Origin of the sequence: Wolbachia endosymbiont of Folsomia candida (assembly GCF_001931755.2) — a bacterium.
Classification (GTDB): domain Bacteria; phylum Pseudomonadota; class Alphaproteobacteria; order Rickettsiales; family Anaplasmataceae; genus Wolbachia.
In genome coordinates this window covers 834039-847717 of sequence record NZ_CP015510.2, presented here as the reverse complement: position 1 = coordinate 847717, position 13679 = coordinate 834039, and the positions used below count along the sequence as shown (strand labels likewise).

The following is a 13679-nucleotide window of genomic DNA, read 5'->3' as shown; positions in this document are numbered from 1 at the left end:
TTAATAAATAGTTAATTTAACTCTCTAATTTATTTAAGAAATCTTAATGACGTTTAATCCACTCACTTTTCTATTTTCCATATCATGGTGAGCTTGAATTATTTCATCAAATTTATACCTTTTATTAATCCGTACAGTTAAGAGTTTTTTTCTCAGCATTTCAAAGATTTCCATTGCTGTCAGCACCAATGTGAACCTATGACGCTTGTAATGATATATTGAAGTTCCAGTTGCAAATAATGAACGTGAACTAAGTAAAGAAAAACTCACAGGAGCGCTACCTGATATTTGTCCATAGGAAACATATATTCCAAACCTGCATAAAGATTCAAAAGAAACTTTGCCTGTAGTGTAACCTATAGGATCATACACGGCCCCTACCCCTTTATCCTGTGTGATCTCCATAATTTTAGAAACGAAGTCTTTATCATTATGGTTTATTGCATATGTGCAGCCATTTTGTAAAGCTGTCTTCATTTTTTCGTCAGAGCTTACAGAGCCTATCACTATGCCCTTTTTATTCTTTGCCCATTGACATATTATTTGCCCTAAACCACCGTTAGCCCCATGAACTAGCACAAAAGCACCAGGTTTTATTTTATAAGACTGGTTAATTAAATAGTGCGCTGTCATACCTTTAAACAGCACTGCAGCCACCACTTCATCCGGTATTTCATCTGGAACTTTTATCAGATATTTCTGGTGTATAATACGCTTCTCACAATACGCACCTGGTGGAGCAGTGCAGTATGCAACCCTATCTCCGATTTTTAAACCATCACCTATTTTTCTACCAAGCCTCTCAACAACGCCAACTGCTTCCATTCCAAGAACTGCAGGTAGGTCTTTAATTTTACGGATACCTTCCCTATGCTCAACGTCATAACGATTCAAGCCAATAACTGTATGACGTACTAAAACCTCTTCACCTTTTGGCTCGCCTATATCTCTATTTACAAGCTCTAATACTTCTGGTCCTCCAGTCTTTTTGATGAGTACAGTTTTAACCATTTGCTTGATATCTATTTTGCTTCGTAATATTTTTCAACCAGTTTATTAAGTAATCTGACACCAAATCCCACCGCTCCTCTTGGACAAATGTCAGTACCTTTTTCATGCCATGCAGAACCTGCGATATCCAAATGTGCCCAACAAGTATCATTTACAAAACGTTGTAAAAACTGTGCAGCCATTATGCTATCCCCCCCAGATCCTGCAGGAGCAATATTTTGCACATCAGCAATTGGTGAATCGATTATTTTATCATACGCTTCATTCATAGGAAAACGCCATAATTTTTCATTTACTTCATTTCCTGCATCAATCAGGTGATTAGATAATTCGTCATTATTTGAAAAAAGACCAGCATATTCGTTATTACCAAGTGCAACAACAATAGCTCCAGTTAAAGTTGCAAGATCAATCATAAATTTCGGTGAAAATCTCTTTTGTGTATACCAAAGAGCATCCGCAAGTATTAACCTTCCTTCCGCATCAGTGTTTAATACTTCTATTGTCTGCCCAGACATTGAAGTGACTACATCGCTTGGTCTTTGAGCATTACCACCCACAGCATTTTCTGCAAGCGCAACCACACCAATAGCATTTACTTTTGCTTTTCGTCCCGCCAAAGCGTGCATAACGCCAACCACAGCAGCAGAACCTGCCATATCATATTTCATTGATTCCATACCGCGCGAAGGTTTCAGTGATATACCTCCAGTGTCAAACGTTATACCTTTTCCAACAAAAGCAACTGGTTTTTGTTCTTTATCAGCTCCATTCCACTTTATGATTACTAATTTCGGTTCTTTACTACTTCCTTGTGCTACTCCAAGCAAAGCACCCATATTTTCTTTTTCCATTTGCTTTTTATCCAGGACTTCAACTTCAAGTCCTAATTTAGTAAGTTCGCTTTTAATACTATCAGCATAAGATTCTGGATATAGAATATTAGGAGGTTCTGTAACAAAAGAACGCGCGAGGAATATGCCTTCACCTTCTTGCCTTAGGCGTTCAAATAATTTTTCAGCGCTGTTTAATTGATCATCTTTTGCTAATACTGTAATTTCTTCTATCTCTGTGATTTTTTCATCCTTTTTAGTCTTGTATTTATCAAACTTAAAGCTACGTAAAAACGCACCATATGCAATATTTGCTGTAATTTCCCCACTATCCTCAACCAAAACTGCAGCTTGTTTAATTTTCAATCTATTCAGCTCGCAATATACTTTACCACCAATGTTTAATGCTTTATTTTCATTCCATTCATCTTTTTTGCCAAGTCCAACTACTATAGCGTTTTTTCCTTCTGATAAAGTGATAGAAGAAAACTCACCAAAACTTCCATTAAAGTCACTGAATTGCTTTATATTATCTACAATCTGCTTTCCTTGCAAAACTCCACAGTCACTTATGGTTTCACTTCCTTCAAACAAACCTGTGACTACTGTTTTAAAATCAGATGAAATCTTAGAAATTTTGATCTTCATTACTTATAGCTCCATATTCAATTATTGGTAATGTTTACCAGTTTGACCAAAAAACACAAGTTATTTTACTTTATTTTGTACAATTTCCTATTTTACTCACACAGCTTATTGAAAAACAAGGAGATTAAAATAAGTACATAGAACTAAGTGGAAGAAATTAAAGAAAAGGCCATTTAAAAAAGCAAACTCAACAATATTTATCAGGATTTATGATATTTATCAGGATTTATGAATAACAGAGTAGCATGGAAAAAATTGTGCTTTGGAAATTACAAGTATAGCTAAAGTGAAAATCTTAAATTTTAATATAATATATAAAAAAATATTAATATACTTATATTTTTATAAAATTAATATGATTTATATAATTATAGCATTAAATACCACAAAATCCGCGGTTTTAGCTCAATAAATCTGGTATATGAAGGCAATTTTGGAAATGCTGATTCGTATAATAACTTTAAATAATGCACATAGAAAATTTTAAAATTGTCGCACTTGGGTTGGTGGTATAGCAATACTATGGTAATAATCTCTGAATGCGCAATTTCCGGTGTCCTGGTTGGCTTTTTACTGGTTGGCAGGAGTTTTTCTGCAAAATTTTTGTCGACTGAATTGCAAAAATCATCGATTAGGAAAAATAATTCTATTATATTTTTATTCATGGGTAACCTCGTATAGTTTCAAATATTTGCCGAGTTTACCCGATCTCTTTGGCTTTTCTATTGTTTTTTAATCCAGAATTGGGGTTATAAGAGCTTATTATTGCAGATAAAAAATGGGGCTACCACTCAGTGTATTGGATTGGATAGAATTCGAACCAGTTGCAGGGCCATCGGGCTTTGTTGCATCGCTACGCAAAGGTTTAAAATTATTAATAAAACTTTCCCTTTTTTCGTCATTCCAGTGCGTGACACTGGGATCTAGCGAACTTGCTTGCAAGTGAGCATAATGGATAACGAAAAGGATAAAAGTTTTTATGCTAAGATACAGTATTTTAATGGAATTGCACTGCAAAATGGATCCCAGTGTCACGCACTGGGATTGTAAAGGTCAACTAATTCGATGACAAAAATGTTAAGATAAAAGAAACATTTTTGAGGGAGTTAGGTATGAGAAGAAACACAGAAGATAAAACTTTAGAGAGAAATTACCAAAGTAAATGGAGATTTTTGATCAAAGAATATGAGCAAACAAAGGCAAAAAAGCATCCATTTTATAGATTTGTAGGCGATTTTTATCACGCTAATGGAATCAACAGACAAACATTCTGTAAATATTATAATAGGTATAGAAATAGCGGATTAGAAAAAGAGTTTTTACCAAGAAAAAGAGGTCCAAGATGGGAAAGTAGAAGAACAGATATTGAAATAGAAAAAGCAGTTATAGAGGAGCGGAAAAAAGGGATAAATAAATATGAAATTTGTGCTATACTAGCAAAAAAGTTGGGCAACAAAACACCTTCTCCATCTGGTATATATAATATTATTAAGAGAGCCGGCATGAATAAGTTGAGCACAAAAGAAAAAGAGGTGAAGAGAAAGATAATCAGGGAAAAAGCTGGAGAACTGGCGCATATAGACTGTCATTATTTGAGTAAAGATATGATAATAAATGAGAGCAAAAGATACTATTTAGTGTGTGTAATAGACGATGCAAGCCGTATAGCATGGGCAGAAGTTTTAGAAAATATTCAGAGTCTGAATGTAATGTTTGCAGTGCTCAGATGTTTTAATTATATAAAGCAAAGTTACAGTATTCAGTTCAAAGAAGTAATGACAGACAATGGACCAGAGTTTGCATCAAGAAGTAATTTGGATGGACATCCATTTGAAAGAATGTTAGTTGAAATTGGCTTAAAGCATTTATATACAAGGCCATATAGACCACAAACAAATGGCAAAGTAGAGCGCTTTTGGCGGACTTTAAATGATGATTTGATTGAGGGAACAACGTTTGAGACCGTTCAAGAATTTAAGGATGAATTGTTTAGATATTTAATTTATTACAATGAACACAGGCCGCATCAAGCTCTTGGAGGTATTACTCCTTTGAGCTTTTTGCAAAATTTGTCAATGAATTAGTTGACCTTTACAGGGATGACAGGAGGAGAATACTGGAATAACAGCTTTAGTTAACACTTAACATCAGTACTTTACTGGATGTTCTTACAGTTGTGGATCAAGTCATAGTATAACAGAAAAACCTTACTTACGTTAGCAGTTTTTAACTGACTAAAATCTTCTCTTATTTATTTCTTTTACTTCTGATTTGTAGCAGATCTACAAAAATAATTAATATATTAAATATAGTGTAAATATTCGAAAATAAAATGAAACATTGAGTAATATTCTCTATAATTAAATTTTTGAATGAAAAAATGACAGTTCGTGTAGGAATAAATGGCTTGGGCAGAATAGGCAAAAGTGTACTGCGTGCTATTTTTGAAATAGAAAAGTACAGTAAGCAAATAGAAGTTGTAGCTGTAAATGGATCAATGAGCGTTGAGCAGCATGCACATTTGATTAAGTATGACTCTGTTCACGGTAAATTTAATGGTGAAATTGATTTTAGCGAATCTGAAAATTGGCTATCCATAAACGGCAGAAAATTTTCTTTATTTAGAGAGCGTAGTCCTGAAAATATTCCTTGGGATGTTGATGTAGTACTTGAATGTACCGGTGCGTTTAACAAGAATTCAGATGCAATGAGGCACAATGCGGAAAAAGTCATTGTTTCGGCCCCGGTTGCAGATAGCGATGTAACTATAGTTTATGGTGTAAATAATCACATGCTTAAAAAAGAGCATAAGGTGATATCAGCAGGTTCATGTACTACAAATTGCCTTGCTCCGATTGCACAAATTTTGCACTCTAATGTTGGAATAAAAAGTGGTTTTATGACCACCATACATGCTTATACGAATGATCAAAATATCCTTGATGGCAATCATAGGGATTTGCGTAGAGCCAGGGCTTGCGGGCTATCTATGGTGCCAACTACAACTGGGGCAGCAAAAACAATTGGTTCTATTATTCCAGAATTGCAAGGAAAGATTGATGGTACTGCAATCAGAGTACCGGTTAGTAATGTTTCTATGATTGATTTTAAGTTTACAACTGACAAGAAGGTAACGGCTGAAGAAATTAATGAAATATTTAAACGCTACTCTCAGCAAGTGACACTGGAATCAATAGTGGAAGAAAAAGAAAAGACTCCAGTGTCAGACACTAGAATGACAAGTAGTTTTGAAATGTCAAATGCGCTTTTTGTACTTTCTATATGTACCGAGCCTTTAGTTTCAATAGATTTTGTACATAATCCTTATAGCGCAGTTGTGGACTTAACTGGTACATACGTTATAGGTGATATCTGCAGAGTTGCAGCATGGTATGATAATGAATGGGCTTTTTCACTTAGAATGTTAGACATAGCGTTATTGTGCTATAATAGAGCATGAATGAGAAATTAAATAACAACGCTTCATTTTATGAGCACTTTGCAGAACTAAGAAAAAGGGTGATTTTTTGCTTCTTGTTTTTTTGTGTTGCTTTTGGTTTATGTTATTATTTTAAGGAAAATATATATCGATTTTTACTTTCACCTTTAATAGAGGCCACAAAAGGCAGCAATGGTTTTTCTTTAATTTACACAGATTTAACAGAAGCGTTTTTTGTGTATCTCAGAGTTGCGATAATGAGTGCAATTTTATTTTCCTTTCCTGTATTTGCATGGCAATTCTATATGTTTTTAGCGCCTGGGTTATATAAAAGCGAAAGGGCAGTATTGTTACCATACTTAATTGCAACGCCAGTTTTATTCGTAATGGGTGCCACTGTAGTTTATTACTATATATTTCCTTTAGCGTGGAAATTCTTCATTACTTTTGAACATAGTGGTAAATCTTTTGGTATACCAATAGAGTTCATGCCATCAGTGAGCGAATATTTAGATCTTGTGCTCCAATTTATGTTTGCATTTGGCACTGCATTTCAAATTCCAGTCATACTCACATTAATGGTGAGAGTTGGGTTACTTAGTGCACAAAGCTTGTCAAATAAACGCAGAATCGCAATAGTAGTAATTTTTATTCTCGCTGCAATTTTAACTCCACCTGATGTACTCAGCCAAGTAGGACTAGCAATTCCTATGTTGATTCTATATGAATTGTCTATTTTGATATGTAAGTATATCGAGAAGAAAAAAAAGTAAATAGACTTCTTTCGAAACTCTACTTCTGTGGGAAATTGCGTTGTCGCTTCGGTGCTCAAATCCTCATGTATGTTCAATACACTGCGGTTTTCCGCTCCGTGTGCTCCTAGCACTTGCCTCGCACAAGCGAGTTTCGAAAGAAGTCTGACTTGAACAACAACTGTATGAGCATTTTATTTCAAAGGTGACGTTATGGTTATAAGGCCACCAATTTTTATTGCTACTCAATTACCTTGCTGACGTATATAGAAACATTTTCATAGTTACTAGAATAATAATTATCTATTTGAGCATTTGCATTAACTTCTAAAGATAAAGAAAGAGTCTGCTCTTTTATGTATTCATTCCAATTATTTACTGCCTCCTTAATTTTTTCATCTTCTGTTTTGATTATAACTTTAACACGATCAGATATATGAAAATCCGCCTGTTTTCTGGTTTCTTGAATGAGCCTTACAACATCCCTTGCAAGTCCCTCTAGAATTAATTCATCACTTAAAGTGGTATTTAGTATCACAATTCCCTTATTATTATCAAACACGGAAGAAAATTCACTGTTTGCCTTTAATAACAACTCATACTCGTCTTTTTCTATAATGTAGTTCTCTGATTCGTCTCCCAAAAGTATGAGACCTCTTTCTGTCGTTCCAGCGTATGACGCTGGAAGCTGGATCCCAGTGTCACGCACTGGGATGACAGGAGATGGTTCTTGGGTGGCATGATGGAAGGGTTCTGGGATAACAGTTTCTTCAATTTGCTGCCATTTGCCTTGCTTCACATATTGTACTAATTTCTTGATTTTATCTGGCATCCTCTTGCCAAGTAATGGAAAATTTAATTTCAATTCTAGCGATGCAACTTCCTTTAATTCACTCGCTATTTTCAATTCTTTTACATTTACTTCGCTTTTTATGATTTCTTGGTACTCTCCAGTAAGGAAATCACATGAAGACTTATGATAGATTGTCATGCTGCCAAGCGGCTGACGCACCCTTATGTTATAAGTATTTCGAATTGATAATGCAGCGTTACATATTTCTTTTACTAAATCCATTTTTGCGGTGAGCTCATGATCAAACTTCTCCAATGGTGGAAAATCAGATAAATGTACCGATGATTTTTTATATTTAAGCCCTTGCCATATAGTTTCTGTTGTGAGTGGAAGTAAAGGAGCTGAAGCCCTCAATATATAATAAAAAACTGTGTATAAAACATTATAAGCATCGATTTTATCCTGATCTAAGCTTTCTTTCCAAAAACGCTCACGACTCTGGCGAATATACCAATTGTTTAGCACCTCAAAAAAGTCCATTAGAATTTTGCAAGCTTCTTGAGAATTATACTGATTCATAGCAGTCTGGATTTTCTGTATAGCTTCAAAGCACTTAGAAATCATGTAGCGATCGAGAGTGTTTTTATAATCCTTGCAAATTTCAGCTTTAATTCCATCTGCATTTGCATACATAGTGAAGAAGTGGTAGCTATTCCAAATAGGTTTTATCACGTTTCTCAGCACATCACGTATTGAATTCCCTTCTTTATCAAGCAGCAAGTTCCCACCACAAACAATAGAGCCAGAAAGCATAAGAAAACGCAGAGCGTCAGAACCATATTGGTCAAAAACTTCCATTGGGTCTGCGTAATTGTTCAAACGTTTGGATAATTTTTGTCCCTTTACATCTAAAACAACGCCATGACATATGCAATTTTTAAATGGTTCGCGATCAAATAGAGCGGTAGATAATACAAACAGCGTATAAAACCAACCTCGAGTTTGTGCTATGTATTCAGTGATAAAATCTGCAGGAAAATTATTTTCAAACCACTCTTTATTTTCAAATGGATAGTGGACTTGTGCAAATGGCATTGAGCCAGACTCAAACCAGCAGTCAAATACATCAGGCACACGACGCATAGTTGATTTTCCAGTTGGATCATCAGGATTTGGCCTTGTTAAAGTATCAATAAATGGTCTATGTAAATCATCCACTTTTACATTAAAATCTCTTTCAAGCTCTTCTATTGAACCATACACATCCACTCTTGGGTACTTTGCATCATCTGACTGCCACACAGGAATTGGAGTGCCCCAGAAACGATTACGCGAAATTGACCAATCATGCGCTCCTTCAAGCCACTTTCCAAATTGACCATCCCTGATATGATTTGGCATCCAATTAACTTTTTTGTTTAGCTCCATCATTCGATGCTTAAATTTTGTAACAGCCACGTACCAAGAAGGCATAGTGCGGTATATTAAAGGAGTATCAGTCCGCCAGCAGTGTGGATAATTGTGAATATATTGCTCAGTTTTAAACCAATTTCCCTGCTCTTTTAGTTTTTTTATTACTATATCATTTGTATCAAAAACGTGAATGCCAGCTAGATCTGGTACTTCAGCAGTAAATTTTGCACTGTTATCGATTGGACAAATGGCCGGAATGTCATGAATTTTGCAGAGATTAAAGTCTTCTTCACCAAACCCAGGAGCTGTGTGTACAACTCCAGTGCCGTCTTCTTCTGTAACATAATCAGCAATAAAAACGTGAAATGCATTTTTTGTGTCTTTAAAATAGTCAAACAGTGGCTTGTAAGAAAGACCTGCTAGATCATTTGCTGTAAGTTTTATGTTACAGTCTTCATATTGAATATTGCTCTTTGTACAGTGGTCAATAAACTTCTCCAAATAGCTTTCAGCGAAGATATAAATTTCATTTTGATTTGGTATCATTCCAGCGCTACTATCTGTTATCCCAACACTACTATCTGTCATTCCAGCGCTATTATCTGTCATTTCAGTGCTACTATTTGTTATCCCAGTGCTTGACACTGGGATCCATGATTCCTTTTCTCTGGATTCCAGCGTCACGCGCTGGAATGACACCGAAGAGTGGATTGACACTGCACAATACTTTATATCCTTTCCTATTGCCAAAGCTAGATTGCTTGGTAGTGTCCAAGGAGTTGTTGTCCAGGCTAACAACCTACACTTTTCTGCAATATCTTTAAGCTTTTGTGGTTCCTCTAACAGCTCAAATGCAACGGTTACGGCTTTACTGGCCTTTTCCCTATAAGCATTATCCAGTCTTGTTTCAAAATTAGATAACGGAGTTTCGCATGCCCAGCTATAAGGCACAACACGGACTGATTCATATACTAAACCTTTATCATAGAGTTGTTTAAATGCCCACATGACCGATTCCATGAACGACTTATCCATAGTTTTATAGCCACTCTGAAAATCCACCCATCTTGCTTGCCTATTTACGTATTTTTCCCATTCTGAAGCAAATTTCATCACGGAGGTGCGGCAATGATTGTTAAACTTATCGATGCCAAATTTTTCTATCTCGGTTCTACCCGATATTCCAAGCTCCTTTTCAGCACCCATTTCAGCCGGCAGTCCATGGCAATCCCAACCGAATCTTCGTTCAACTCTTTTTTGGAGCATCGTTTGATATCTTGCAAATGCGTCTTTTATGAAACCAGTAAGCAAATGTCCATAATGCGGTAGCCCGTTTGCAAATGGAGGCCCATCATAAAATACAAAGCAATTATCTAAAGAGCGCTCTTCCACTGACTGCTCAAATACTTTATTTTCTTGCCAGAATTTTATAATTTCCTTTTCCAGTGATGGAAAATTAGGGCTGCTTGTTGTATCAGGGTAATGCTTTGACTTCATGTTCACTTTAACTTCAAGTAAAACCAAAGAATATACCGCTTTCCAGAAAATTACAAATTTAAGAGGATTAAACTTTGCTTCTATAGTTATTAGTTTATCACTACTTATTTGGCATTTTTGTATATTATGACAATATATGCATTATATTTATTTTATTATGGAGTAATTTATGTGTGATGCTAGTAATGATAAAAGTTGGCCTTATCAGGAATTTCATGATTCCAATAAAAGTAGCAACGAATCTAGTAGATCTAGTCAGGTGAACTGGGGTAGTAAAATATATCACTATCTCGGTGAAGATATACAAATAACAAAAAAAGAAGGTAGAGGATTATTAAAACAACCAAGTAGTAGCATAAATGTTGTTAGGATTGACTGGAAAGGAGCAGTATGCGATAATGTTTACCGCCAGTATTAATAAATTTAAAAGTAAATAGAATTGAAGCTATAATCACTTGAGATGACAGGTGTTTATAAGAGCTTGACTTAAGCGCTTCACGCCTCTAAAATTTTTCTTTTAAGCGCTGCCCACAATGTCAATAATGATATTAAATATATTTCAAATAATACTAGTTATTGTTTTGGTGATTTTAGTTCTTTTGCAGCCACCTGGCAGTAGCTCACTAAGTGGTTTTAGTAGTTCGCAACAGGGACTCAATTCAATGGTTCCAATGAAATCTTCTGCAAATCCGCTCAGCAAAATAACGGCTATAATAGCTGGGTTGTTCATTATAAACACATTACTGTTATCGGGATTATCTTCAAAAGACGTGCATAAAAAATCGATTGCAGAGAAAATCATATTAGAAAAAAAACAAGAAAAAGAATCTACTTCCGTTCCATTTGAAAATTAATGAAAGAGGCAACTTGCACTAAATTTATCTTTGTAACAGGTGGAGTTGTATCGTCACTTGGGAAAGGCCTTGTTTCTTCGAGTGTTGGTGCGCTCCTTCAAGCCCATGACTTTAAAATACACATTAGAAAACTTGATCCTTATTTAAATATTGATCCTGGAACAATGAACCCTACTCAACATGGTGAAGTGTTTGTTACAGAAGATGGTGCTGAAACTGACTTGGATTTAGGTAATTATGAGCGTTTTACTGGTATTAACGCAACAAAAGATGACAATATAACAACTGGTAAAGTGTATCATGAGTTATTAAAGAAAGAGAGGCACGGTGACTACTTAGGCAAAACTGTGCAAGTTATTCCACATGTTACGGATTTAATTAAGTCTTTTATTTCTAATAATACGGAAGATCTAGATTTTGTAATATGTGAAATAGGTGGAACTGTAGGTGATATCGAAAGCCAACCATTTTTAGAAGCCATACGTCAAATTAGCTATAAGCTCGGAAAACAGAGAGTTATTCTTATACATTTGACTTTAGTGCCATATCTTGCTGCAGCGCAGGAATTAAAGACAAAACCGACACAACATTCGGTTCGAGAGTTAAATTTTGCAGGATTACAACCAGATATTATATTGTGTCGCAGCGAAAAAAAGATTTCCAAAGATCAAAGAGAGAAAATAGCTAATCTTTGTAATGTGCCTCTATCTAATGTTATTCCAGCTCCTGATGTAAGTCATATATACGAGTTACCAGCACTCTATAGCCAATATGGGCTTGATACACAAATTTTAGAACATTTTAATTTAAGTAAGCCAAAGCCAAGTTTGATATCATGGCAAGAAATAATAAATACCATTAAGAATCCAACGCAGAAAATTATTATATCAGTAGTCGGAAAATATACAGAATTTCCAGATGCGTATAAGTCGTTGGTAGAAGCACTGACTCATGGAGCGATTTTTAATAAAGTAAACATCAAGATACATTGGGTTAATTCAAGAGTGCTAAGTGAGAAAACTGTAGAAGAAGAATTAAAAAATTCTCGTGCAATCCTTGTGCCTGGAGGTTTTGGTGATCATGGAATCGAAGGTAAAATTTTAGCAATCAATTACGCCCGTATAAATAATATTCCATTTTTTGGAATATGTTTTGGTATGCAGCTTGCGGTTATTGAATTTGCTCGCAATGTTTTAAAACTTGAAGATGTACACTCTGAAGAGTTTTATGATTGTAAAAACCCTATTGTAAAATTACTTGATAGCCAAAATAGCAATTTAGGTGGAACCATGAGGCTTGGTGCATATAAATGTAGCGTAAACTTAGATTCAAGAGTGATGAATATATATGGCAGTTCTACCATCTCAGAGAGGCATAGACATAGGTATATTATCAATTCTGATTATAAAGATGATTTAGAGAAAAATGGGCTGATATGTAGCAGCATATCAGAAGATGGTACATGTGTAGAAGCAGTGGAACTAGAAAATCATCCATGGTTTATCGGAGTGCAATTTCATCCAGAATTTCAATCAAAGCCATTTTCTCCACATCCTCTTTTTGTATCATTTATTAAAGCAGCAGTTGATAAAGAAACAAAAGTCTGATAGAATTTAATAAATAAGGCTAACAGAGAGGGGTAGGTGTTAGATAATATTATATATCTATATGAATATACAAAGGAATTATTAGAATATGTAAACGGATCTGCGGATCAGCCTGTAAAGAATGAAATAAGTGCAATACTAGATGCAGAAGAAGCTGAGCGTAATGAAACCATAAGTCGTATTGCAATAGAACATGATTATGCAAAAAGCGACGTTAGCGACAGTGTTGATGGAAATAACAACATGTTATCATGCAATAACATTATTCATGCTCCGGCTGTAAAGGTTAAATTCAATGAGCCAAGAAGTGAGGTCTACGGCTTAAGAAAGGTAAAAAAGATTAAAGGAGAAAGCTATATTTCTTGTAATACTCAGTAAATGTTTAACAATTTCCACATGAAACTTGCCATAGAGCAAGCTAAAATTGCAAAAGAAATGGATGAGGCGCCAATAGGAGCTGTAATAGTAAGTGGAGATAATGTAATTGCTTCAGCATACAACATGACTGTTACGTCTAATGACCCAACAGCGCATGCGGAGACATTAGCAATCAGGCAAGCATGTGAATTACTTTCAACTTCAAGACTTTGTGAGTTTGACATGTATGTAACATTAGAGCCGTGCCCGATGTGCGCTCAAGCTATCTCTTTTGCAAGGATTAGACGATTGTATTTCGGGGCTTATAACCCAAAAGGCGGTGGAGTTGAAAATGGTGCTAAGATATTTCAATTTTGCAATCATGTTCCTGAAATTTATGGTGGAATATTAGAAGCAGAATGCTCTTTCTTGCTAAAGGATTTTTTTGAAGGATTGAGGGATGCATGAAGTTATA

The 13679-nt window shown here is 35.3% G+C and carries 12 protein-coding genes and 1 pseudogene; 9 read left to right on the top strand and 4 right to left on the bottom strand.

The features are described 5' to 3' along the window. Positions 1-33: 33 nt before the first annotated feature. The 3 genes and pseudogenes from ASM33_RS03890 to ASM33_RS08705 all read right to left on the bottom strand — a co-directional run. A complete protein-coding gene (locus ASM33_RS03890) occupies positions 34-1011 on the bottom strand; it encodes a quinone oxidoreductase family protein (protein ID WP_110410295.1) in 978 nt (325 codons plus the stop codon). Between the two features lie 11 nt (positions 1012-1022). Then, a complete protein-coding gene (locus ASM33_RS03885) occupies positions 1023-2492 on the bottom strand; it encodes a leucyl aminopeptidase (protein WP_110410296.1) in 1470 nt (489 codons plus the stop codon). Between the two features lie 371 nt (positions 2493-2863). Then, positions 2864-3157 (bottom strand): annotated as a pseudogene (locus ASM33_RS08705) (IS982 family transposase); the annotation flags it as partial. Positions 3158-3270: 113 nt separating this feature from the next. Here ASM33_RS08705 and ASM33_RS08350 point away from each other — a divergent pair. The 4 genes from ASM33_RS08350 (at position 3271) to tatC (ending at position 6704) form a co-directional block, all read left to right on the top strand. Then, a complete protein-coding gene (locus ASM33_RS08350) occupies positions 3271-3438 on the top strand; it encodes a hypothetical protein (protein WP_157956370.1) in 168 nt (55 codons plus the stop codon). A 151-nt stretch (positions 3439-3589) separates the two neighbouring features. Beyond that, positions 3590-4576 (top strand): integrase core domain-containing protein, encoded by a 987-nt coding sequence (locus ASM33_RS03880; protein WP_157956349.1) that lies wholly within the window; start codon positions 3590-3592, stop codon positions 4574-4576. 296 nt (positions 4577-4872) lie between these two features. Continuing rightward, a complete protein-coding gene (locus ASM33_RS03875; protein ID WP_110410298.1) occupies positions 4873-5952 on the top strand; it encodes a type I glyceraldehyde-3-phosphate dehydrogenase in 1080 nt (359 codons plus the stop codon). Continuing rightward, positions 5949-6704 carry a twin-arginine translocase subunit TatC gene (gene tatC, locus ASM33_RS03870; RefSeq protein WP_110410299.1) on the top strand — a complete coding sequence of 252 codons (756 nt, stop codon included), beginning with the start codon at positions 5949-5951 and terminating at the stop codon, positions 6702-6704. The genes ASM33_RS03875 and tatC overlap by 4 nt, the downstream gene beginning before the upstream one ends. Before the next feature lie 220 nt (positions 6705-6924). On the opposite strand, the gene ASM33_RS03865 is transcribed toward tatC, so the two are convergent. Then, on the bottom strand, positions 6925-10386 hold the full coding sequence (locus tag ASM33_RS03865) for a class I tRNA ligase family protein (protein WP_110410300.1): 3462 nt from the start codon (positions 10384-10386) through the stop codon (positions 6925-6927). 169 nt (positions 10387-10555) lie between these two features. On the opposite strand from ASM33_RS03865, the gene ASM33_RS03860 reads away from it, so the two are divergent. The 5 genes from ASM33_RS03860 to ASM33_RS03840 all read left to right on the top strand — a co-directional run bounded on the left by ASM33_RS03860 (position 10556) and on the right by ASM33_RS03840 (position 13672). Then, on the top strand, positions 10556-10804 hold the full coding sequence (locus ASM33_RS03860) for a hypothetical protein (protein WP_110410301.1): 249 nt from the start codon (positions 10556-10558) through the stop codon (positions 10802-10804). A gap of 115 nt (positions 10805-10919) precedes the next feature. After that, entirely contained in the window at positions 10920-11240 is a 321-nt protein-coding gene (secG, locus tag ASM33_RS03855; RefSeq protein ID WP_110410302.1) for a preprotein translocase subunit SecG, read from the top strand. Further along, on the top strand, positions 11240-12847 hold the full coding sequence (locus ASM33_RS03850; protein WP_110410303.1) for a CTP synthase: 1608 nt from the start codon (positions 11240-11242) through the stop codon (positions 12845-12847). Before secG ends, ASM33_RS03850 begins: the two co-directional genes overlap by 1 nt. Before the next feature lie 36 nt (positions 12848-12883). Continuing rightward, the gene (locus tag ASM33_RS03845) at positions 12884-13225 is read left to right on the top strand and encodes a hypothetical protein (RefSeq protein WP_110410304.1); all 342 of its coding nucleotides are present in this window, start codon (positions 12884-12886) and stop codon (positions 13223-13225) included. 18 nt (positions 13226-13243) lie between these two features. Then, positions 13244-13672 carry a nucleoside deaminase gene (locus ASM33_RS03840; protein ID WP_110410594.1) on the top strand — a complete coding sequence of 143 codons (429 nt, stop codon included), beginning with the start codon at positions 13244-13246 and terminating at the stop codon, positions 13670-13672. The last annotated feature ends 7 nt before the right edge of the window (positions 13673-13679 follow it).

Bases quoted from the DNA above. Each gene is read 5' to 3' on its own strand.
- ASM33_RS03865 (WP_110410300.1), bottom strand. From the start codon at position 10,386: ATGAAGTCAAAGCATTACCCTGATACAACAAGCAGCCCTAATTTTCCA.
- ASM33_RS03885 (WP_110410296.1), bottom strand. From the start codon at position 2,492: ATGAAGATCAAAATTTCTAAGATTTCATCTGATTTTAAAACAGTAGTC.
- ASM33_RS03875 (WP_110410298.1), top strand. From the start codon at position 4,873: ATGACAGTTCGTGTAGGAATAAATGGCTTGGGCAGAATAGGCAAAAGT.
- secG (WP_110410302.1), top strand. From the start codon at position 10,920: ATGTCAATAATGATATTAAATATATTTCAAATAATACTAGTTATTGTT.
- ASM33_RS03840 (WP_110410594.1), top strand. From the start codon at position 13,244: ATGAAACTTGCCATAGAGCAAGCTAAAATTGCAAAAGAAATGGATGAG.
- ASM33_RS03860 (WP_110410301.1), top strand. From the start codon at position 10,556: ATGTGTGATGCTAGTAATGATAAAAGTTGGCCTTATCAGGAATTTCAT.
- ASM33_RS03850 (WP_110410303.1), top strand. From the start codon at position 11,240: ATGAAAGAGGCAACTTGCACTAAATTTATCTTTGTAACAGGTGGAGTT.
- ASM33_RS08350 (WP_157956370.1), top strand. From the start codon at position 3,271: ATGGGGCTACCACTCAGTGTATTGGATTGGATAGAATTCGAACCAGTT.
- ASM33_RS03890 (WP_110410295.1), bottom strand. From the start codon at position 1,011: ATGGTTAAAACTGTACTCATCAAAAAGACTGGAGGACCAGAAGTATTA.
- tatC (WP_110410299.1), top strand. From the start codon at position 5,949: ATGAATGAGAAATTAAATAACAACGCTTCATTTTATGAGCACTTTGCA.